The sequence below is a fragment of the Lutibacter profundi genome (assembly GCF_001543325.1).
GTDB classification, from domain to species: domain Bacteria; phylum Bacteroidota; class Bacteroidia; order Flavobacteriales; family Flavobacteriaceae; genus Lutibacter; species Lutibacter profundi.
In genome coordinates this window covers 2,913,500-2,936,854 of the sequence record NZ_CP013355.1, presented here as the reverse complement: position 1 = coordinate 2,936,854, position 23,355 = coordinate 2,913,500, and the positions used below count along the sequence as shown (strand labels likewise).

At 29.7% G+C, this 23,355-nt stretch carries 23 protein-coding genes; 15 read left to right on the top strand and 8 right to left on the bottom strand.

Annotated features, from left to right (window positions below; genetic code table 11):
- Nucleotides 1-2 precede the first annotated feature (2 nt).
- The 7 genes from Lupro_RS12930 to Lupro_RS12900 all read right to left on the bottom strand — a co-directional run bounded on the left by Lupro_RS12930 (nt 3) and on the right by Lupro_RS12900 (nt 6,757).
- Nucleotides 3-821: a 3'-5' exonuclease gene (locus tag Lupro_RS12930; RefSeq protein WP_068211182.1), complete on the bottom strand. Its 819-nt coding sequence runs from the start codon at nt 819-821 to the stop codon at nt 3-5.
- Nucleotides 822-906: 85 nt separating this feature from the next.
- On the bottom strand, nt 907-1,755 hold the full coding sequence (locus Lupro_RS12925; protein WP_068211180.1) for a PPK2 family polyphosphate kinase: 849 nt from the start codon (nt 1,753-1,755) through the stop codon (nt 907-909).
- An 8-nt stretch (nt 1,756-1,763) separates the two neighbouring features.
- Nucleotides 1,764-2,927 carry a sigma-54-dependent transcriptional regulator gene (locus Lupro_RS12920; RefSeq protein ID WP_068211177.1) on the bottom strand — a complete coding sequence of 388 codons (1,164 nt, stop codon included), beginning with the start codon at nt 2,925-2,927 and terminating at the stop codon, nt 1,764-1,766.
- Between the two features lies 1 nt (nt 2,928).
- Entirely contained in the window at nt 2,929-3,759 is an 831-nt protein-coding gene (locus tag Lupro_RS12915; RefSeq protein ID WP_068211174.1) for a mechanosensitive ion channel family protein, read from the bottom strand.
- Between the two features lie 3 nt (nt 3,760-3,762).
- Nucleotides 3,763-5,073: an ABC transporter permease gene (locus Lupro_RS12910; protein WP_068211171.1), complete on the bottom strand. Its 1,311-nt coding sequence runs from the start codon at nt 5,071-5,073 to the stop codon at nt 3,763-3,765.
- Nucleotides 5,066-5,995 carry an ABC transporter ATP-binding protein gene (locus Lupro_RS12905; RefSeq protein WP_068211168.1) on the bottom strand — a complete coding sequence of 310 codons (930 nt, stop codon included), beginning with the start codon at nt 5,993-5,995 and terminating at the stop codon, nt 5,066-5,068. Before Lupro_RS12905 ends, Lupro_RS12910 begins: the two co-directional genes overlap by 8 nt.
- A gap of 69 nt (nt 5,996-6,064) precedes the next feature.
- Complete coding sequence (locus Lupro_RS12900) at nt 6,065-6,757, bottom strand: hypothetical protein (RefSeq protein WP_068211164.1); 693 nt, start codon at nt 6,755-6,757, stop codon at nt 6,065-6,067.
- A gap of 130 nt (nt 6,758-6,887) precedes the next feature.
- On the opposite strand from Lupro_RS12900, the gene Lupro_RS12895 reads away from it, so the two are divergent.
- From Lupro_RS12895 to Lupro_RS12865, 7 genes are all read left to right on the top strand, one after another.
- Complete coding sequence (locus tag Lupro_RS12895) at nt 6,888-7,340, top strand: MarR family winged helix-turn-helix transcriptional regulator (RefSeq protein ID WP_068211161.1); 453 nt, start codon at nt 6,888-6,890, stop codon at nt 7,338-7,340.
- Nucleotides 7,341-7,358: 18 nt separating this feature from the next.
- Nucleotides 7,359-9,758, top strand: a complete 2,400-nt coding sequence (locus Lupro_RS12890) for a 3-hydroxyacyl-CoA dehydrogenase/enoyl-CoA hydratase family protein (protein ID WP_068211158.1) — start codon at nt 7,359-7,361, stop codon at nt 9,756-9,758.
- 36 nt (nt 9,759-9,794) lie between these two features.
- Nucleotides 9,795-10,175 carry a four helix bundle protein gene (locus Lupro_RS12885; protein WP_068211155.1) on the top strand — a complete coding sequence of 127 codons (381 nt, stop codon included), beginning with the start codon at nt 9,795-9,797 and terminating at the stop codon, nt 10,173-10,175.
- A 13-nt stretch (nt 10,176-10,188) separates the two neighbouring features.
- On the top strand, nt 10,189-11,373 hold the full coding sequence (locus Lupro_RS12880; protein ID WP_068211152.1) for an acetyl-CoA C-acyltransferase: 1,185 nt from the start codon (nt 10,189-10,191) through the stop codon (nt 11,371-11,373).
- Between the two features lie 29 nt (nt 11,374-11,402).
- Entirely contained in the window at nt 11,403-13,196 is a 1,794-nt protein-coding gene (locus tag Lupro_RS12875) for an acyl-CoA dehydrogenase family protein (protein WP_068211149.1), read from the top strand.
- A gap of 162 nt (nt 13,197-13,358) precedes the next feature.
- Complete coding sequence (locus Lupro_RS12870; protein ID WP_068211146.1) at nt 13,359-13,775, top strand: hypothetical protein; 417 nt, start codon at nt 13,359-13,361, stop codon at nt 13,773-13,775.
- A gap of 34 nt (nt 13,776-13,809) precedes the next feature.
- The gene (locus Lupro_RS12865) at nt 13,810-14,568 is read left to right on the top strand and encodes an MBL fold metallo-hydrolase (protein ID WP_068211143.1); all 759 of its coding nucleotides are present in this window, start codon (nt 13,810-13,812) and stop codon (nt 14,566-14,568) included.
- Here the strand turns inward: Lupro_RS12865 and Lupro_RS12860 are convergent.
- A complete protein-coding gene (locus tag Lupro_RS12860; protein WP_227807452.1) occupies nt 14,565-15,854 on the bottom strand; it encodes a DUF2851 family protein in 1,290 nt (429 codons plus the stop codon). The genes Lupro_RS12865 and Lupro_RS12860 overlap by 4 nt on opposite strands.
- Nucleotides 15,855-15,952: 98 nt before the next feature.
- On the opposite strand from Lupro_RS12860, the gene Lupro_RS12855 reads away from it, so the two are divergent.
- The 8 genes from Lupro_RS12855 (at nt 15,953) to Lupro_RS12820 (ending at nt 23,354) form a co-directional block, all read left to right on the top strand.
- Nucleotides 15,953-16,585 carry an NAD(P)H-dependent oxidoreductase gene (locus Lupro_RS12855; RefSeq protein WP_068211141.1) on the top strand — a complete coding sequence of 211 codons (633 nt, stop codon included), beginning with the start codon at nt 15,953-15,955 and terminating at the stop codon, nt 16,583-16,585.
- Between the two features lie 19 nt (nt 16,586-16,604).
- A complete protein-coding gene (locus tag Lupro_RS12850; protein WP_068211139.1) occupies nt 16,605-18,062 on the top strand; it encodes an aminoacyl-histidine dipeptidase in 1,458 nt (485 codons plus the stop codon).
- Nucleotides 18,063-18,182: 120 nt separating this feature from the next.
- Entirely contained in the window at nt 18,183-18,965 is a 783-nt protein-coding gene (locus Lupro_RS12845) for a ParA family protein (RefSeq protein WP_068211137.1), read from the top strand.
- Entirely contained in the window at nt 18,949-19,848 is a 900-nt protein-coding gene (locus Lupro_RS12840) for a ParB/RepB/Spo0J family partition protein (RefSeq protein ID WP_068211134.1), read from the top strand. The genes Lupro_RS12845 and Lupro_RS12840 overlap by 17 nt, the downstream gene beginning before the upstream one ends.
- On the top strand, nt 19,848-20,426 hold the full coding sequence (locus Lupro_RS12835; protein WP_068211131.1) for a DUF5683 domain-containing protein: 579 nt from the start codon (nt 19,848-19,850) through the stop codon (nt 20,424-20,426). Before Lupro_RS12840 ends, Lupro_RS12835 begins: the two co-directional genes overlap by 1 nt.
- Before the next feature lie 2 nt (nt 20,427-20,428).
- A complete protein-coding gene (gene dapB / locus Lupro_RS12830; RefSeq protein ID WP_068211128.1) occupies nt 20,429-21,133 on the top strand; it encodes a 4-hydroxy-tetrahydrodipicolinate reductase in 705 nt (234 codons plus the stop codon).
- 18 nt (nt 21,134-21,151) lie between these two features.
- Nucleotides 21,152-22,696, top strand: a complete 1,545-nt coding sequence (gene lepB / locus Lupro_RS12825) for a signal peptidase I (RefSeq protein ID WP_068211125.1) — start codon at nt 21,152-21,154, stop codon at nt 22,694-22,696.
- 43 nt (nt 22,697-22,739) lie between these two features.
- Nucleotides 22,740-23,354, top strand: a complete 615-nt coding sequence (locus Lupro_RS12820; RefSeq protein ID WP_068211122.1) for a WbqC family protein — start codon at nt 22,740-22,742, stop codon at nt 23,352-23,354.
- Nucleotide 23,355 lies beyond the last annotated feature (1 nt).

The window sequence follows — 23,355 nt, the reverse complement described above, 5'->3', positions numbered from 1 at the left end:
TGTTATAATTTTTGATTGAATTTATTTTTTAAATCATCAATTGTATTTTGTTTTTTTTGTGGAAATACTTTTTCTTTAATTTCTACTAACACTTTTTTTGTATATAACGGAAAATCTGCATTTTGTATCCAAGAAAAATACCCTTTATCTTTCTTCAAAACATCTTTAACCTTGTAATTTTTATACTTCCCAAAAGTAAAAATTTCTTCACCATCATCATCAAAAAGTATAAACCCTGCAAAATCGGCTCGCTTTTTAAACGTTGAATATTCATTTAAAAAAGTTACATCATTTTCTAAATCATCATATTTATCTAATTGTGCTTTTAAAATTTCATAGGTTGCATTGGTATCTGCTTCAGCAGAATGTGCATTTTCTAAACTTTTACCACAATAAAACTGATATCCAGCACTTAAAGTTCTTTCTTCTTTTTTATGAAAAATAACTTGAACATCAATAGCCACTCTGTCATTCATATTAAAATCAACTTTAGCTCTCAACATTTCTTCGGCTAAAAGAGGAATATCAAATCTATTCGAATTAAACCCTGCCAAATCACAACCTTCAATCATTTTACTAATTTCTAAAGCTAACTCATTAAATGTAGGTTCTGTAACTACTTTCTCATTGGTAATTCCGTGAATGTCTGATGCTTCTTTAGGTATTTCCATTTCAGGATTAACCAACCATGTTTTACTTTCTTTATTCCCATTTGGGAACACTTTTAAAATTGAAATTTCAACAATCCTGTCTTTTGCAATGTTTATTCCTGTTGTTTCTAAATCGAAAAAAACAATAGGTTTCTTTAATTTTAAATCCATAGGGTTTTTAAATAATTAGATGGTAAATATACAACCTTGAAAGGTAAATTTTAAGTTTTTAATTAAGTTGTTTTTTAGAGTTTAACTATTCACTCTCCAGTTGTTTTTTATAATTTTCTACTTCAACCTTATATTTTTGTGGTAATTCAGGTTTTTGAAAGTTATATTTCTGTAATGTTTCTAAAATGGTTTCTGCAACAATTAATCTAGCTGTTGGTTTATCATCAGCAGGTACAACAAACCAAGGTGCATTTTCATTAGACGTTTTATTTAATAATTCTTGATAACAATATTGATAGTTATCCCACAATTTACGTTCTTTCAAATCGGCTGGTGAGAATTTCCAGTTTTTTTCTTTCAGTCTAAGTCTTCTTAAAAGTCTATTCTTTTGCTCTTCTTTTGAAAGGTTTAGAAAAAATTTCAAAATAATAGTTCCATTATCGGCAATGTATTTTTCAAAATTATTAATCTCTTGCATTCTGTTATTATAAAAATCGTTATTTAAATCGTCTAAACTTTTTACCGAGGGAATATTTTCTGCAAAAACATACTCAGGGTGTACACGAGTTACCAATACATTTTCATAGTGTGTTCTATTAAAAACACCTATTTTCCCTTTTGCTGGTAGCGCTATATAATGACGCCAAAGGTAATTGTGTTTTAATTCCAACTCCGTTGGAACTTTAAAACTATGAACCTCTACACCACGAGCATTTACATCTTTAAACACCTCCCGTATTAAACTATCTTTACCTGAAGTATCCATTCCTTGCAAGCAAATTAATACCGCATATTTACCTTCTGCATACATGGTATCTTGTAATTTGCTTATTTTTTTACGAATCTTTTTTAATTTCTTTACAGCTTTCTCATCAAGTTCTTTTGTTGATATTTCAGTAAGATTTATAGTTTTGGAGACTTTAAATTTGTTCATTCTTAAAATTATTTACTAGCAAATAGTTTTACATCATTTTCTGAAATTTCTTTTTCGCCTAAAATTATTAATCGTTCTACAACATTTCTAAGTTCTCTAATATTCCCTGTCCAATCATAGTTTTGCAACAATTCTATAGCTTTTTTTGAAAAAGATTTTATTGCTGTACCTTGCTCTGCAGCAATTTGCTGAGCAAAAAAGTTAATTAAAAGAGGAATATCTTCTCTTCTTTCATTTAAGGCTGGGACTTTAATTAATATTACAGCAAGTCTATGGTATAAATCTTCTCTAAAATTACCTGCTTCAATTTCCTTTTTTAAGTCTTTATTTGTTGCAGCAATAACCCTAACATCAACTTTTATATCTTTATCGCTACCAACTCTTGCAATTTTATTTTCCTGTAAAGCTCTTAAAACTTTAGCTTGTGCTGAAAGGCTCATATCTCCTATTTCATCTAAAAAAATAGTTCCTCTATTAGCGGCTTCAAATTTACCAGCTCTATCTTTATTTGCTCCTGTAAATGAGCCTTTAACATGTCCAAATAATTCGCTTTCAATTAATTCTGATGGAATTGCCGCACAATTTACTTCAATCATTGGTCCTTTTCTTCTTTCACTTTTTTCGTGTAGCCAATGTGCTACTATCTCTTTACCTGTTCCATTTGGTCCTGTAATAAAAACTCTTGCATCTGTTGGAGCAACTTTTTCAATCATAGATTTTATATGGCTAATAGCTCCACTATCTCCCACCATTTCATATTTCTTGCTAACTTTTTTCTTAAGAATTTTATTTTCTACAACCAATTCTTTCCTGTCCAGTGCGTTTCGAACAGTATTTAATAAACGATTTAAATCTGGTGGTTTCGATATATAATCAAATGCTCCTAAACGCATTGCACTTACAGCAATATCCAAATCTCCGTGACCTGATATCATTACTATTGGGATTTCTGATTTTATTTTTTTTGCTTTTTCAAGCACCTCCATACCATCCATTTTTGGCATTTTAATATCACACAATACTAAGTCGTAATCAGATTTAGTAATCATCTCTAAACCTATTAAACCGTCTTCAGCCTCTTCAACTTGATAAGAGTCATTCTCTTCAGAAATTATTTTTTTTAATACCCTGCGTATAGCAGCTTCATCTTCAATTATTAATATCTTTGACATTCTATTCTTTTTTTTGTATTAAATGTACATCTCTTTGTGGAAATGGAATTTGAATATTATTTTCTCTAAATTTAGTATCAATTAAAAATCTCAAGTCACTTTTTATTTTAAACAGTGAAAAACTGTCTTTTGTAGAAAAACGCAATCTAAACTGCAAGGCACTTTCTCCAAAATCCATAAAAAGTACATCTAAATTCTTATTATTTATTACTTTGGGATGTTCTATTCCTGTTTCTAAAAGCAATTCTTTTACCTTTTCAACATCCGATCCGTAAGCAACACCTACATCTACAGACTCTATTATCAATTGCCCATTTTGAGTCCAATTGTATAAACTACTTGCTAAAAAAATATGGTTTGGCATTATTATCACTTTATCATCAACTGTCATGGCTCTAGTTGTTCTCAAATTAATTTCAAAAACTTTGCCAACTTTCCCATCAACTTCAATAATATCATTTATGTGAATTGTTTTATCTAGCAACATAAATATACCTGAAATAATATCTTGAAACAATGTTTGAAGCCCTAGCCCCAAACCTACCAACAATGCTGCAGAACTAGTAAGTAAAACGCCTATTTTAACACCTAGAGAATCTAATGCTATAATTATAACGAGTACGTAAATAAAATATTTAAGAAAAGAAAATATTGCTTTAAACTTATCCTTATCTTCCTCCTCTAATCTTCTGCTTACAATTTTTCTAATAACTTTTAGAAAAAAACTTGTAGCAAAAAATATAGTTATTAAGAGTAAAACTCCTTTAATAGTTATTTGAATTTTATCACTAAAATTTATGGTAAAGTTTAATATGTTGTTTATTACCTCCACTTTTTAATATTTTAACCACTTGTAAAGTTCTTTGTACGTTGGTTTTTTTCCATACATTAAAATACCAACTCTATATATTTTTGCTGCAAACCAAACAATTGCAACAAAAGTAATTATTAATAATACCATAGAAATAGCTATTTGCCACCAAGGTACACCAAATGGAATACGCATTAGCATAACTATTGGAGAAGTCAAAGGAAATAATGAAAAGCCTAATGCAATTGGTCCGTGTGGATTTTCAATAACTGAGAAGCCTACATAAATAGCAATCACTAAAGGCATTAAAACTGGCATCATAAACTGTTGTGTATCTGTTTCACTATCAACAGCAGCTCCTATTGCAGCATAAATAGAACTATAAATTAAATATCCTCCTAAAAAGTAAATAATAAATGAAAAAAACATAGTTAATATTGGTAAATTCTTTATTTCCTGTAGTACCAATTGTAAATTATTACCTGTTGTTTCTTGTACTTGCTGAACAACATCTGGAGTTATAGGCATTGCATTCGTACTCTGAACTGCATCAGATCCAAAAAATAGAGTTACTGTAAATAAAATTGCACCACCTATTATCATCCAAATAATAAATTGCAAAATGCCTGCCAAGGCATTTCCAATTATTTTCCCTAACATTAATTCAAATGGTTTTACTGATGAGATTATAATTTCAATAATTCTACTTGTCTTTTCTTCAATTACACTTCGCATTACTGATGTTCCGTAAATAATAATAAACATAAAAATTAAGTATCCAAAACCTCCGCCAGCAGCCATACGTAAAACACTTCCTATTTTTGATGATTTTTCACCAATAAAATTTTCCGTTGCAATATTAACTACTGTTTCTGTTGCTTTAATTTTAGATACGTCAATATGAAGTTGTTCTATCTTTAAATTGCGTATTTTCTTTTCTAATTTATTTTCAATTGAATTTAATAAATTTAAACTTGGAGCATCTTTTGAATAAAATGCTATTCCTTTAGAAAGCACATTTAAACTATCACCTTTAGGAATATACAAAAGCCCATAGTAAAATTCATTGGCTTTTACTTTTGCTTCTTCTAGTCCCAAAGCCGTTAAATCTACATATTTGGTTGTATTTGAATCTGCAAATGTAGTTGAAAATTCATGTGATTCGTCAACAAAAGCAATTGTACGAACTTCTTCACTATTTTTGTCGTTTAAAAAAATTATTAATGCAAAAAGCCCAACCATTAAAAGTGGACTTAATATTGTCATTACAATAAAAGACTTGTTTTTTACTTTTGCATAAAACTCTCTTCTTATTATTAATTTTAGTTTATTCATTGGTTGCTACTGCTTTTAGAAAAATATCATTTGCACTTGGTATAATTTCGGTAAAGTGGGTTATTTGTGCTTTACTATTTAAAAACCGAATTAAATCTGTTGATGTCTCATTCTCTTTTAAACTAATTAAAACTCTTAAATCTGCATTGAAAGAATTTGACACTGAATTTTCGACTGAAAATTTTGATTTAATTTGACTATACAAATCGTCTTTATTTGAGCTTAATAAACCTACTTCAAATTTATTTTCTTTGAATTGAAGCTTAATATCGCTTAATTTCCCGTCTAAAATTTTATTAGATTTATTAATTAGGGCAATGTAATCGCACATTTCCTCAACAGATTCCATTCTATGAGTAGAAAAAATAATACTCGCTCCATCATCACGTAATTTAAGAATCTCATCTTTAATTAAATTTGCATTGATGGGGTCAAAACCACTAAATGGTTCATCAAAAATTAACAATTTAGGTTCATGCATTACAGTTACAATAAATTGAACTTTTTGTGCCATTCCCTTAGAAAGTTCTTGTATTTTTTTATTCCACCAGTCTCGTATTTCAAATTTATCAAACCAATACAGTAACTTCTTTTTTGCTTCAATTTTAGACATTCCTTTCAATTGCGCTAAGTATAAAGCTTGTTCACCTACCTTCATGCTTTTATACAAACCTCTTTCTTCTGGTAAGTAACCAATATCTTTGATATGGTTTTGCTTCAACTTTTCTCCATCTAAAAAAATATGGCCACTATCGGGTAATGTAATTTGATTTATTATTCTAATTAATGAAGTTTTCCCTGCTCCGTTAGGCCCCAGTAATCCAAAAATACTTCCTTCAGGCACAGAAATAGAAACGTTGTTTAATGCAGTAAAACTACCGTAACTTTTATACACATTTTCAACCGTTAAAATATTTTTCATTTTATATCTTTTATTTTCGGAACGAAAATATGGCTATTTTATTAAAATTTGGTTAATCTTTTAATAAAGTTATTCCAATTTTCTAAGATATTTTTCTTGAATAGTTTTTAACATTTCTAACGAAATTTTAGGTCTAACCACACGCAAAATTTCTACAATACCACCATCCCTATATAAAATACCTTTTGCAATATCAAAATTTTTGTCTGAAATGTTATTTTTTATCTCATAAGTTATTTTTTTAAATTCATCCCAAGAGATGTGTTTAGGTATTTCAATATAATATCCATTCTCATCGGTAGTTGAGTGATAAATCCCTTCATCTAATTTTTGAATATTCATAAATCTATTAATACGAATAATTGCTTCAACATCCTCAAATTTTTCGCTTTTTGCAAAAACAAAACCTGCATCTTTAAAGTATTGTTGAATTTGTGGTATTTCACTAAATCTATTTATTCCTCTAACTCTAATTCCATTAATTTTTCTTCTATCAATAATAACTTCACACTTTGCTCCAATTATATCTAAATTATATTTATCGTTTATTTCACCAGTAGTACGTAATATATTTTCAAATGAATTAAGTTCTTTAGTTACAAATATTATTGAAGCTGGTTTATTAATATCCGTAAATCTTGAATAATATGATTTATAGGGGTCAGGGACGTTAATTACAAAAGTATTTGGCAATTTATTTTCATCAATAGTTGAAATGTTTTCTTGTTTCGTTATTTTTCCAATTAGCTCTCTTGTTCCCATATTTATAATATTTATATTTTCTATTTAAACTTATCTCTTTTTTTTATAATAAACAAGTAAAATTCATCACATGATATATTTTTTTTAATTTTACTATGCGCGCATAGTATTTTTTTCATATATTTGGGAAATGTTAAAAGAACAAACTATAGATCATATACTAAGAGCTACGTGGCAAGCTGTTGCTAAAATGTACAATGAGCAAGCAGCCAAGCACAATAGCACAATGGCTATGGCATTCGTTTTATTAAATATAGATATTGAGAATGGAACTCCATCAACATCACTTGGACCATTAATGGGAATGGAATCTACCAGCTTATCTCGTATACTTAAAAGTATGGAAGATAAAAAATTAATTTATAGAGAAAAAAACCCTGAAGATGGTAGAAGTGTACTTATAAAATTAACAAATTTTGGTATTGAAAAACGTAAAATATCTCGTGAACATGTAATACTATTTAATGAAACTGTTAAAAAAAATATTTCAACCGAAAAAATTAAGCACTTTTTCGAAGTTACCGAAACTATTAATAAATTAATAACGAATAAAAAGGTTTTTGATACAAATTCGACTAAATAAAAACATAAAATCTAAAAAATGAAAAGACCAATAAAAAAAGTAGCTGTAATTGGTTCCGGAATTATGGGATCAGGTATTGCCTGTCATTTTGCAAATGTTGGTGTAGAAGTTTTGCTCTTGGATATTATTCCTCGCGAACTAAACGCTTCAGAAAAAGCAAAAGGACTTACACTAGAAGACAAAGCTGTACGTAACAGATTGGTAAACGACAGTTTGAAAGCCGCACTAAAATCAAAGCCTTCACCTATTTACAATAAAAAATTTGCTGATAGAATTTCTACAGGCAATTTAGAAGATGATATTTCTAAAATTAAGGATGTTGATTGGATTATTGAAGTTGTTGTTGAACGCTTAGATATTAAACAACTGGTTTTTGAAAAAATTGAAAAATATCGCAAACCAGGAACATTGGTTTCTTCAAATACTTCAGGTATTCCTATTCAGTTTATGAATGAAGGTAGAAGTGAAGATTTTCAACAACACTTTGCCGTAACTCACTTCTTTAATCCTCCTCGATACTTAAAATTATTTGAAGTAGTTCCAGGACCAAACTGCAAACAAGAAGTAACTGACTTTTTAATGATGTACGGTGAAAAATTCTTAGGAAAAACTTCGGTTTTAGCTAAAGATACTCCTGCTTTTATTGGAAATAGAGTTGGTATTTTTGGAATTATGAGTTTATTCCACCAAGTTAAAGAATTAGGTTTAACTGTTGAAGAAGTTGATAAATTAACAGGGCCTGTTATTGGAAGACCAAAATCTGCAACTTTTAGAACTGTTGATGTTGTTGGCCTAGACACCTTAGTTCATGTTGCAAATGGTATTTATGAAAATTGCCCAAATGATGAAGCTCATGAACTATTCAAACTGCCAGATTTCATCAATAAAATGATGGAGAACAAATGGTTAGGCAGTAAAACCAAGCAAGGTTTTTACAAAAGAGTTGTTGAAAACGGTAAAAAATCCATCTTGTCGTTAGACCTAGATACTTTAGAATACAGACCTAGTAAAAAAGCCAAATTTGCAACACTTGAAATGACTAAAACTATTGATAATGTAATTGATAGATTTAAAATATTGGTAAAAGGAAAAGATAAAGCTGGTGAATTTTATAGAAAAAATTTCGCTGCTATGTTTGGATATGTTCAAAATAGAATTCCTGAAATTTCAGACGAATTATACCGATTAGATGACGCTATGAAAGCTGGTTTTGGCTGGGGACACGGACCATTCCAAATTTGGGATGCTATTGGAATTGAAAAAGGAATAGAATTAATGCAAGCTGAAAACATTCCTGTAGCCAATTGGATTACTGAAATGCTTAAAAGTGGTAATCAATCTTTCTATACCATAAAAGATGGTACCAAGTATTACTATGCAATCCCTTCTAAAAAACAAGAAAAAATACCAGGACAAGATAGTTTTATTATTCTTGATAATATTAGAGAAACAAAAACAATTTGGAGTAATTCAGAAGCTGTAATTCAACATTTAGGTGATGGAATTTTAAATGTAGAATTCCGTTCAAAAATGAATACTATTGGTAGTGGCGTAATTCAGGCTATTAATAAGGGAATTGATTTAGCAGAACAAGAATATGAAGCTGTTATTATTGGTAACCAAGCACCTAATTTTTCAGTAGGCGCTAATTTAGCTATGGTATTTATGACTGCTGTTGAACAAGAATACGATGAACTTGGATTTGCAATTAAAGCATTCCAAGATACTGTTATGAGGTTGCGTTACTCAAGTATCCCAACTATTGTTGCCCCTCACGGAATGACACTTGGCGGTGGTTGTGAAATGACTTTACACGCTGATAAAGTTGTAGCCGCTGCTGAATCATACATTGGTTTGGTAGAATTTGGAGTAGGGTTATTACCTGGTGGTGCAGGCACAAAAGAAATGACCTTAAGAGCCGCAGAAACTTTTAAAGATGGTGATGTTGAACTAAACAGGTTAAGAGAACACTTTTTAGCCATTGCAATGGCCAAAGTAAGTACTTCAGCTCATGAAGCATTTGATTTAGACATTTTGAAACCAGGTAAAGATATTGTAGTTGTTAACAGAGATAGGCAAATTGCTACTGCAAAACGTTACGCGCTACAAATGGTAAAAGATGGTTATACCCAACCTACTCCACAAAAAGTTAAAGTATTAGGTAAACAAGCATTAGGTATGTTTTTGGTTGGAACTGATGCTATGGAAAAAGGATTTTATATTTCAGAACATGATAAATTAATTGGTAATAAAATAGCCTACGTAATGTCTGGTGGAGATTTATCTGAACCTACGTATGTTTCTGAACAATATTTACTCGATTTAGAACGTGAAGCTTTTCTTTCTTTATTAACAGAGAAAAAAACACTACAACGAATTGAGCATACTTTAAAAACAGGTAAACCTTTACGTAATTAGTATTGAGAACAAAGTATTTAGTAATTAGAAGTAGTTATGCATAAAATTGAAGAGTTAAAAATCTGGAAAAAATCGATAAAATTAACAATGTTAGTTTATCAACTTATTACTGCTCTTCCTTCTAATGAAAAATATGGATTAATTTCTCAAATTAAAAGGAGTTCTGTTTCAATACCTTCAAATATTGCTGAAGGTGCTGGAAGGAATTCAAATAAAGAATTTAAACATTTTTTGAGTATCGCAAATGGATCTGCATATGAACTTCATACCCAATTAATTTTAACTATAGAGCTTGGTCTAATTTCAAAAGAAAAAGTTCAACCAGTTCTAGATTTAATTACCGAAGTTCAAAAGATGAACTATTCATTTCAAAAAAGTCTTGAAACTAAAATCTCAATACTCAATACTCAATCCTAAAATCTAATATAAAATGAAAACAGCATATATAATAAAAGGATATAGAACTGCAGTAGGTAAAGCACCTAGAGGTGTTTTCAGATTTAAAAGATCTGATGATTTAGCTGCAGAAACCATTCAATATTTATTAAAACAAGTACCGCAACTAGAAATCTCAAGAATTGATGATGTTATGGTTGGTTGTGCAATGCCAGAAGGCTCACAAGGTTTAAATATGGGACGTTTAATTTCATTAATGGGATTAAATTCTGTAGATATTCCTGGTGTTACTGTAAACCGCTTTTGTTCTTCTGGAATTGAAACTATTGCTATGGCTTCAGCAAAAATAGCAGCAGGTATGGCCGATTGTATTATTGCAGGAGGAACAGAAAGTATGAGTTCAGTACCTATGGGCGGTTACAAACCTGAATTAAATTATGACGTTGTAAAAGCTGGCCATGAAGATTATTATTGGGGAATGGGAACTACCGCTGAAGCAGTAGCTAACAAATACAATGTTTCACGCGAAGATCAAGATGCTTTTTCATTCAATTCACATCAAAAAGCATTAAAAGCAATTAAAGAAGGAACTTTTAAAGATGATATTGTTCCTATTACTGTTAATCAAACTTATTTAGATTCAAACGGCAAACGTAAAGAAAAAAGCTATGTAGTTGATACTGATGAAGGCCCTCGTAAAGGAACTTCCTTAGAAGCATTAGCAAAATTACGCCCAGTTTTTGCTCAAGGCGGAAGTGTTACTGCAGGTAACTCATCTCAAATGAGTGATGGTGCCTCTTTTGTATTAGTAATGAGCGAAGCAATGGTTAAAGAATTAAATTTAGAACCAGTTGCCCGATTAGTTTCTTATGCTGCTGTTGGGGTTGAACCAAGTATAATGGGTATTGGACCAATGCATGCCGTACCAAAAGCATTAAAACAAGCTGGATTGAACATAAAAGATATTGACTTATTTGAACTTAACGAAGCTTTTGCATCACAATCTTTAGCAGTAATTAGAGGATTAGATTTAAACCCTGACATTGTAAATGTAAATGGAGGAGCTATTGCATTAGGACATCCTCTTGGCTGTACAGGAGCAAAATTATCTGTACAACTTTTCAATGAAATGCGCAGAAGAAAAAACAAGTATGGTATAGTAACAATGTGTGTTGGAACTGGACAAGGTGCGGCTGGAGTTTATGAATTTTTAAAATAAAACATCTAAAAATTAAATAATAACTTAAAATGGCAACAATTAAAGGAGGAGAATTCCTAATTAAAGAAATTAAATCTGAAGATATTTTTGTTTCTGAAGAGTTTAATGAAGAACAAAAAATGATGAAAGAGGCTGTTCAAGATTTTATAAATCGTGAAGTTTGGCCTTTGAAAGAGAGATTTGAAAGTAAAGATTACGCTTTAACTGAAGAAGTAATGCGTAAAGCTGGTGAAATGGGTTTTTTGGGAGTTTCAATTCCTGAAGAATACGGAGGAATAGGAATGGGATTTGTTTCTACAATGTTAGTAACTGACTATATATCAGCAGCTACAGGATCTTTAGGAACAGCTTTTGGTGCACATACCGGAATTGGCACCATGCCTATTTTCTTGTATGGAACCGAAGAACAAAAACAAAAATATTTGCCAGCCTTAACATCTGGAGAAAAATTTGGTGCTTACTGTTTAACTGAACCTGAAGCAGGTAGTGATGCAAATTCAGGTAAAACAACTGCTGAATTAACTGAAGATGGAAAACACTACAAAATTAACGGACAAAAAATGTGGATTTCTAATGCGGGATTTGCTGAAATTTTTATTGTATTTGGCCGTATTGAAAATGATAAAAATATCACAGCATTTATATTAGAATTTGATAAAAATAATCCTAATGGTGTAACTCTTGGAGAAGAAGAACACAAGCTTGGAATTGTATCATCCTCAACTCGTCAGGTATTTTTTAATGATACGCTAATCCCTATTGAAAATATGCTGTCAGAAAGAGGAGCTGGATTTAAAATTGCTTTAAACTCTCTAAATGTTGGTCGTATTAAATTAGGAGCAGCCTGTTTAGACGCAAGTAGAAGAATTGTTACCGAATCTGTTAAATACGGAAACGAACGTAAGCAATTTAAAACAGCCATTTCTAATTTTGGTGCTATCCAAAAAAAATATGCTGAAATGAGTACAAAAACTTTTGCGCTAGATGCAGGCTCTTACAGAGCAGCAAAAGACATCCAAAATATGATTGACTCATTATTAGCTGCCGGTAAAACTCATCAAGATGCTGAATTAACTGCTTTTAGCGAGTATGCTATTGAGTGTGCAATCATAAAAGTTTATGGTTCAGAAGTTTCCCAATATGTATCTGATGAAGGTATTCAAATATTTGGAGGAATGGGATTCTCTAAAGATACACCAATGGAAAGTGCGTGGAGAGATGCCCGTATTACCAGAATTTATGAGGGTACAAATGAAATTAATCGTTTATTAACCGTTGGCATGTTGCTAAAAAAAGCAATGAAAGGTAAAATTGATTTAATTACACCGGCCATGGAAGTTGGTAATAGTTTACTTGGAATTCCTTCTTTTGATACACCCGATTTTTCTGAAACATTGTCTGAAGAAAAAGATATGATAGCCAAGTTAAAAAAGGTTTTCCTAATGATTTCGGGAAAAGCAGTACAAAAATATGGCGCTGATTTAGACAACCATCAACAATTAATTTTGGCTGCTGCAGAAATAATGATTGAAATTTACATGGCTGAATCTGCCATTTTAAAGGCCGAAAAAATTGTTAATTTAACTTCTAAAAAAGAAGCCGAAAGCCAAATTGCAATGGCTAAATTAAATTTGTACAATGCTGTTGAAAAAATAAATAGTTTTGGTAAGGAAGCTATTTTATATTTTGCTGAAGGAGATGAACAAAGAATGATGCTTATGGGATTAAAACGCTTTACTAAATATGTAAATAACCCAAACCCAATTGCACTTAGAAAATTAATTGCAGAGAAAATAATAGCCGAAAACAGTTATTGTTTTTAAATTTTAATTCAAGCAATTTAATTACAACCGAAAAGCTACAACAAATTTGTTGTAGCTTTTTCTTGTTTAGAATTGATATTTAACTTTATTTTTTCGTAATTTTATACAAGCAATCTAGTATTTACTACTGCCCCAATAGTTTAATCCGTTAAATTAACAATTATGAGAAAAAATATTGGAATTTGGATCGACACAAAACAAGCTTTTATTATTAAAGTTACAAACAATAATCACTCTATTAAAAAAATTGAGTCTAACATTGAAACCCGAGAGCGTGTTCCGGGAGAGTCTAAAAAATATGGTAGATTTGGCGGACAGTATATGACTTTTGAAAAGAATAAACTGAACCGTAGAAATATACAAACTAAAAAATTTTTCAAACAATTATTAAAAGAAATTATAAATTGTGATAACGTTGTGCTTTTTGGCCCTTCAAAAATGAAAAAATTATTTAAGAAAGAAATTAAATCTAATATGCTGGTTAAAGATAAATTAATTGGAGTCTATAAATCAGAGTTACTTACTGAAAATCAATTAATTGCCTGGGTAAAAGATTTCTATAACAAAACAACTCTTTAATTCTTTTAGTAATCTTACAGAAAAATATGAACCTATGAAATTAAAAACAGTTTCACTAATTACCTTCTTGTTACTTAATCATTTCATTTGGTCGCAAAAAATAACAATTGATAGTATAATAACTAATAATGGATATATTCTAATTCAACCAATTTCGCATGCCAGTTTTATATTAACTGTTAACAACAAAACAATACTCATTGACCCTTCAGGAAAAGAAAAAATATACACTAACTTAAAATCACCTGCTATTATTTTAATAACTGATGTTCATGGAGATCATCTAAATTTAAAAACATTAAATTCTATAGATACTTCTAATACTATTTTTATAGTTCCTGAAGCAGTCGCAAATAAATTACCAGAAAAATACAACTCACAACTAACTATTTTAAAAAATAACCAAGGGGTTCATAGGCTTAACATGTTTATAAAAGCTATACCAATGTATAATTTACCTGAAAATACAAATTCAAAACACCCAAAAGGAAGAGGTAATGGATATCTTTTAACTATTGATAATAAACGTATTTATATTTCAGGAGACACAGAAGATATTTTAGAAATGAGAATGCTTCAAAATATTGATATTGCTTTTATTTGTATGAATTTACCTTATACTATGAATATAAACCAAGCTGCAAATGCAGTTCTAGAGTTTCAGCCAAAAATTGTGTATCCATTTCATTACAGAGGAAAAAACGAATACAGTGATGTTGCTAAATTTAAAAAATTAGTAAACGCCAAAAATAAAAATATTGAAATTCGTATACGTAACTGGTATCCAAATTAAATTTTTAATACTTCTTTCCCTATTTCACATTGTAAACAAAGTTGATGGTTGCAATATTCATTCTTAAGCTGTAACAAAGCCTGCGTTTCAAAAGCATTACTACTTTTAATTTTTAAATTATTAAAGTTTGAAGTAATCTTGTTTTTTTCAGGCTTAATTTGATCTATTATAGAAATTACTGAACTAAAATTACTTTTACCAATATTTTTTAAATACATAAATTTTACAGGTACAATGGTGTTAATTAACACTAAATCAATAAATGATTTTGATAATTTTTTGATGCTTTTTTTTGACTCTTTCTCAAACGTATAATGAGTTTCCCAAAAAGGTAAGGTAGCAGTTGCTAATAAATCATAAAAATCTTCAACTGTATTCACTTCAATTATTTTTGAAAATAAATTTTTATGTTTAAAATACAACGAAGCTAATTGAGATAATCTTACCGTTGGAAAATTATTTGGTCGCAATCTAAAAAATTGAACTTGCTCTTTTGAAATTGATGTTAGTTTATATTTTATTTTTAAATATTCATATTCTTCTTTTAATCTTTTAAAATATGCTGACTCAAAGTTATTAGCTAACAAACCTGCTTGACCAAAAAACAATGCTTCTAATTGATTGAGATTTGTTGAAACTTTCCTAACAACTGAAAAGTTAAAAGAAGTGGCGAAATTTTTAAATGCATCAGCATTAATTTTTAATCCAAAATTTTTTGCTAATAAAATAAATAAAGTAGCCTCCCAATCGTTATTATTTGAAGTTAATAGTTGTTGAATATCATCTGATTTTTGTTCTAGTCTCTCAAAAAAAAGCCGTTCAAACCAATGTGTTAAAATGAATGAATTTATTACTTCAATATTATGTTCACAATTAATCCATTTTTTAGGCCTATTAAAAAGCAACTTATAATTATCCAATAAATGCTTAGATATATAATTTTTCAACTCTAATGTTGCTATTTTTTGATTGGATTTTCTATAAATATCAACATTGTGTTCCCAAACAACATGCAAAATAACTGAATCATAATTGCTATCAACTTCATGAGTATGTGCATACCAGTCTGATGAATTTATATGAATTTCAACATTTCCAGCCCAAAGTTGTTTCCCTATTACAATTTTAGCGTTCAAAAAATCTGGACCTGTATTTTTATTTTCTATTCCAGAAGCAACAACTTGAATAAATTCTCCTTTGGTAGATTGTAATTTCATTGGTGAAAACAATTGTAGTTTCCACACAAAATGTAGTAAATTTTCTTTCATAGCAATTTTAATTCTCATAAAAGTATAAATTAACTTTTAGTTATGAAAATTGACTATTAAAATTGACTAAATTTGAGTACTTTTGGGTTAATTTTGTAAAAACTAATTTAATTCAAATGAACATACTTGATAGCTTAGAATGGAGATATGCTACTAAAAAATTTGATCCCTCAAAAAAATTGACAAATCAACAAATTGAAACGCTAAAAAAAGCTTTCAATTTAACACCCACATCTTTTGGTTTACAACCTATAAAATTAATTGTAATTAACAATAAAGAAATCCAAGAAAAATTTGTAGAACATGCCTATTTTCAACGTCAAGTTGCTGATGCCTCTCATTTATTAATTTTATGTATTGAAGAAGACACAACAACTGATGACATTAATGCTTATTTTGATATGGAGAAGCGAATAAGAAATATTGATGAAAAAGTAATTTCAGACTTTAGAAAACAACTGATTGATATGTACAAAAACAAAACAGTTGAAGAAAAACAGCAATCTGCTAAAAACCAAACATATATTGCCTTAGGAAATTTAATGACTGTTTGTGCCGCAGAAAAAATTGATGCCTGCCCAATGGAAGGTTTTGTTCCAGAAAAAATAGATGAATTGTTAAATTTAAAAAACTTAAATTTAAAATCTGTTTTATTACTACCTGTAGGTTTTAGAGCAGAAGATGATATTATGAGTGGCATGAAAAAGGTAAGAAAACCACTGAGTGAAAGTATTATAGAATTATCATAGTAAATAACACAATATAAAGATGAATAAAGAGATCAGAGAACTAGAACCTAAAGCTCTTTGGAATAATTTTGCTGATTTAAATGCAGTTCCAAGAGGTTCCAAAAAAGAAGAAAAAGTAATCCAGTTTATGGTAGACTTTGGAAAAAAATTAAACCTCGAAACAATTGTTGATCCCGTTGGGAATGTTATTATAAAAAAACCTGCTTCAAAAGGAATGGAAAATAGAAAACCTGTTGTAATGCAAGGACATTTAGACATGGTTCATCAAAAAAATGCTGATACTAATTTTGATTTTGATACAGAAGGTATTAAAATGAAAATTGAAGATGGCTGGGTACGTGCAGATGGAACAACACTTGGTGCTGACAACGGTTTGGGAGTTGCTGCAATAATGAGTGTTTTAGAATCAAGTAACATTAAACACCCTCCTTTAGAAGCCTTATTTACCATTGATGAAGAAACTGGAATGACTGGTGCAATGGGACTACAAGCTGGATATTTAGATGGAGAAATATTGCTTAACCTAGATACAGAAGAAGATGATGAAATTGATATAGGTTGTGCTGGAGGAATTGACATTACTGTTAAAAATGTTTATCATGAGGTGCATACTCCTACAAATAGTGTTGGATTTTCAATATCTGTAACTGGATTAAACGGTGGACATTCTGGGATGGATATACATAAAGGTCTTGGAAATGCTAATAAAATTATGAATCGTTTATTATATGAATCTCAAGATTTTATTAGAATATCAGAAATAAATGGGGGAAGTTTAAGAAATGCTATACCTCGAGAAAGTTTTGCTATAATTTCTGTTTATAACGCTAAAAAAAATACTTTTTTAAAAAAAATAAATAACGTTATAACCGAAATTAAACAAGAGCTAAACACTGTTGACCCTAATTTAGAAATTTTAATTACCGAAACCGATGCTCCTAAAAAAGTAATGACAACTATAAGTCAAATTACATTACTTAACGCTATTTATGCCGCACACAATGGCGTATATAGAATGAGTAATGATATGGAAGATTTAGTTGAAACTTCAAATAATATAGCCCGTGTGATTGTTAAAGATGAAGAAATTACAATTTTATGCCTAACAAGGTCGTCTGTTGAAACATCAAAATTTGACTTGGCAAATGCCTTAAAAGCTACATTTGAATTAGGAGGGTATCAAGTTACACTTTCAGGTTCTTATCCTGGTTGGAAACCTAACGTAAACTCTCAAATATTAAACGTTTTAACTGAAACTTATGAGAAATTATTTCATAGTAAAGCAGCTGTTGTAGCTTGCCATGCAGGTCTAGAATGTGGTATTCTCGGTACAAATTATCCAGATATGGATATGATTTCGTTTGGGCCAACAATCCAAGGTGCTCATTCACCTGATGAGAAAGCCAATATTAAATCTGCTCAAAAATTTTGGAAATATTTACTTGAGATTTTAGAACATATACCTACCAAAAATTAAAAAATTAGAGAGGTTGAAAGTTACAACCTCTTTATTTTTTAGTGTTTTGTTAATGTTATTCTCTTTTAAAAACCATAATTAATTGTATTTTTACATCTTTATATAACTCGTCGTACTTTTATGGGAAAAATTATTGCAATAGCCAATCAAAAAGGTGGTGTTGGTAAAACTACAACAACTGTGAATTTAGCAGCTGCAATGGGCGTACTAGAAAAAAAGGTATTACTAATTGATGCCGATCCGCAAGCTAATGCATCTTCAAGCCTTGGCATTGTTGTTGAAGCTGTTGAAAAAGGAAGCTATCAATTGCTAGAACATACAATTACAGCTAAAGAAGCCATTGTTTCAACCAATTCTCCAAATGTAGATATTATTCCTGCACACATAGATTTAGTAGCCATAGAAATTGAATTGGTAGATAAAAATAAGCGTGAATTTAAGCTAAAAGAAGCTCTTGAAAGTATTAAAAATGAATATGATTACATATTTATTGATTGTGCCCCTTCACTTGGACTAATTACTCTTAATGCTCTTATTGCAGCAGATTCTGTAATTATACCCATTCAATGTGAATATTTTGCTTTAGAAGGATTAGGGAAATTGTTAAATACCATAAAAAGTGTTCAAAAAATACACAATGAAAATTTAGATATTGAAGGCTTATTGCTCACTATGTACGACTCGCGTTTGCGTCTTTCAAACCAAGTAGTAGAAGAGGTAAAAAAACACTTTCAAAATATGGTTTTTAAAACCATTATTAAGCGTAACGTTCGGTTAAGCGAAGCCCCAAGTTATGGAGAAAGCATTATTGCCTACGATGCAACTAGTAAAGGTGCCATAAATTATATTAACTTAGCAAACGAAATTTTAAAATCACATAATAAGGATGGCAAAAGCTACTAAAAAACAAGCACTTGGAAGAGGGTTATCTGCCTTATTAAATAATTCAAGCTCAGATATTAATTCAGCGAATGATAAAAATGCAGATAAAATTGTAGGTTCTATTATTGAAATAGAAATGGATTTAATTGACGTAAACCCATTTCAACCTAGAAGTTATTTTAATGAAGAATCCCTTCTTGAATTAGCAAGTTCTATTAGAGAATTAGGAGTTATTCAACCTATTACTATTCGTAAATTAGAAGGGAATAAATTTCAATTAGTTTCTGGGGAAAGAAGATTTAGAGCTTCAAAATTAATTGGAAACACTACAATTCCTGCATATATAAGAATTGCCAACGACCAAGAAATGCTTGAAATGGCCTTGGTTGAAAATATACAACGTAAAGATTTAGATCCTATTGAAGTTGCTCTTTCATACCAACGATTAATTGAGGAAATAGACTTAACTCAAGAAGAAATGAGCAAACGTGTTGGAAAAAAACGTTCCACTATTAGTAATTACCTAAGGTTACTAAAACTAGACCCTATTATTCAAACGGGTATGCGTGATGGTTTTTTAACTATGGGACATGGTAGAGCATTAATAAATGTTGAAAAAATAGAAGACCAATTAGATATTTATGAGAAAATAATTCAACAAAAATTATCGGTTCGTCAAACAGAGCAATTAGTTAAAGGTCTTAGAGAAGATACAATTACCAAACCGAAAAAAATTTCTAACAATACTGAAACTCCAAAATTTATTTCTCAAAGTTTAAAGACTTTTAGTGAATATTTTGGGCATAAAATTAATATTAAATTGGCAGGGAAAGACAAAGGTAAAATTATTATTCCTTTCCATTCTGAAGAAGATTTCAATAGAATTAAAAAATTATTACAATAGTGTTAAATAAACAGTTATTCATATTTATTTTTATAACTTCTTTAACTATTGTCCATTGTTTTTCTCAAGAAAATGGTGCCTTAAATGTTAATGATACAGACTTTGGCAACTCAAACATTTACAATCCTCTTTCTCCTTCAAAAGCGGCGTTTTATTCAGCTATTTTACCTGGATTAGGACAAGCATACAACAAAAAATATTGGAAAATCCCAATTGTTTATGCTGCATTAGGTACTAGTATTTATTTTTACAGTTCAAATAACACTAATTATAATAGGGCTAGAACTGCTTTTAAATTAATGAAAGATGGAAAACCACATGAATTTGATGGAGTGAATGGTAATATTTTATTATCAGAAGAAGCTTTAATAACTGCCCAAAAGGGATATAAAAAAGATAGAGATTTATCATTATTGGTAACTGTTGCTTTATATGCTCTACAAGTTATTGAAGCTAGTACCAATGCACACTTATTGCAACATAATGTAGATAACAATTTATCTATAAGTCCTAAGTTAATTAAAAACTCAATAAACCAAAGGCCAATAGTTGGTGCACAAATTAATTTTAATTTTTAAAAATGAAAATTGCTTTATTAGGTTATGGAAGAATGGGGAAAACAATTGAACAAATTGCTTTAGATAAAGGTCATGAAATTGTGTTAAAAGTTGGTAAAAACACTAAAAATTACGATATAACTTTAGCGGATGTAGCTATTGATTTTAGTATTCCTTCAATGGCTTTTGAAAATATTGCTAATTGTTTAAACAACAATATTCCTGTAGTTAGTGGAACCACTGGCTGGTTAGATAAATTTAATGATGTTACTGCACTTTGCAAGAAAAAAAAAGGAAGTTTTATTTATGCCTCTAATTTTAGTATAGGTGTTAATGTTTTCTTTAAATTGAATGAATATTTAGCTAAAATAATAGCTCATTTAAACAACTACCAAGTATCAATAGAAGAAATTCATCATACCAAAAAACTTGACAAACCTAGTGGTACTGCAATAACGTTGGCCGAAGATATTTTAAAACATAGCTCTAAAGATAATTGGTCTTTAAATGTAACAAATAATAAAAATGAAATACCTATAGCATCAAAACGTATTCCTGATGTTCCCGGAACTCATGCAATCAAATATGAATCAGCAGAAGATACAATTGAAATAAAACACACAGCACACAATAGAAATGGATTTGCTTTAGGAGCTATAATTGCAGCTGAGTGGCTGGTTGATAAAACAGGCGTTTTTACAATGAAAGATGTTTTAGATTTAAAATAATATTTAAAATTACTAATTATGACAATGACTCAATGGTTTATATTTTTTTTAATAATTCAAGTAATTCACTTTTTAGGAACGTGGAAATTATACATAAAAGCAGGTAGAAAATCTTGGGAAGCAATAATCCCTATTTACAATGCAATTATATTGATGAAAATAATAAAAAGACCTACTTGGTGGATAATTTTATTGTTTATACCTATTATAAATTTATTGATGTTTCCCGTAATTTGGATTGAAACTATTCGAAGTTTCGGAAAAAATTCAACCGTTGATTCCTTTTTAGCGGTTTTAACACTAGGTTTTTACACGTATTACATAAATTATTTAACAAATGTTAAATATATTGAAGATCGAAGTTTAAAATCTAGAACTGAATTAGGGGAATGGGTAAGTTCTATTGTTTTTGCCATTGTTGCTGCAACATTGGTTCATACTTATTTTATGCAACCATATACCATTCCAACCTCATCATTAGAAAAATCATTATTAGTTGGTGACTTTTTATTTGTAAGTAAGTTTCATTATGGAGCTAGAACTCCCATGACAGTAATTGCAGCTCCAATGGTTCATGACTCTCTCCCTTTTATTAAAGCAAAATCTTATTTAAAAAAACCTCAACTACCTTATTTTAGGTTACCTGGGTTTCAAAATATTAAACGAAATGAAATTGTTGTTTTTAACTGGCCTACAGATACCGTTCGTTTTTTTAGAGATAATTCTAAAATTCATGTTGATAAACCTATTGATAAAAAATCAAATTATGTAAAACGTTGTGTTGGTGTTCCAGGAGATTCTTTAGAAATTAAGGATGGTTACATTTTTATTAATGGAAAACAAACAGTACTACCTGATAGAGCAAAACCTCAATATTTTCACCATGTAATTGTAAAGGAAGGTTTTAATCCTCAAAGTTTAATGACAAGGTATCAATCTACAGAATTAGGAGGTGGAAACAATGGAGAATATTATGTAAACCTAACGGATGTAAATGCACGAAAGCTAAAAAATAATCCATTAGTTAAAAGTGTAATAAAAGATATTTCTCCTAAAGGAAATTATGATTCAACTTTATTCCCTCATAACGAACAATACAAATGGTCACGAGATAATTATGGGCCAATTTATATTCCTGAAGCAGGTAAAACAGTTGAATTAAACGCTAAATCTTTACCATTTTACAAACGAATTATTGAGGTTTATGAAAATAATAATTTAACTGTTAACGGAGATGAAATTTTTATCAATGGAAAATTAGCAAGTACATACACCTTTAAACAAAATTATTATTGGATGATGGGTGACAACAGACATAATTCTGAAGATGCCCGTTATTGGGGTTACGTTCCTTTTGACCACGTAGTTGGCAAACCTGTTTTTATTTGGTTTAGCTGGAATAGTAATGCACAAGGAATTGCAAATAAAATTAGATGGGAGCGTGTGTTCACAACTGTTCATGGTAGTGGAAAACCAGTTTCGTACTTATACTATTTTTTAGGAGCTTTAGCTCTTTGGTTTGGTTACAGTTCTTATAGAAAACGCAAGAAAGAAGAAGGATAATATCACAAATATCATTTAGATTTAAATAATTGTTCTATTTATTATGGTTTTACTACAACCAACATATTTTTCACCGATAATACAATATGTTACAATAGCAAAATCAAAAAAAATTATATTTGAAATAGAAGATAATTTTCAAAAACAAACTTACAGAAATCGTTGCTATATATATACAGCCAATGGTAAGCATTCATTAAATATCCCTATTCAACATAGCAGAGGTATAAAGCAAAAAACAAAAGATATAAAAATTGATTATAAGGATGATTGGCAAAAATTACATTTAAAAACGTTGAAAACAGCATATAGTTCTTCTCCTTTTTTTGAATTTTACATTGATGATTTACGACCAATATTTGAAAAAAGAATCCCCTTTTTATTAGATTTAAATTTGAAGTGCCATGAATTTATAATGGATGCCTTACAATTAGAAATACCAACTTCAAAAACAACTGAATTTCTAAAAGAAACTGAATATTTAGATATTCGTTATTTAGCAATTGCAAAACCTGAAAAAATAGTTAATCTAAAAAATTACTATCAGGTATTTAACACTAATCATGGTTTTATTTCTAATTTAAGTATTTTAGATTTACTTTTTATGGAAGGCCCAAATGCTTTAAATTATTTAGAAAATCAAAAAATAAATTTATAAT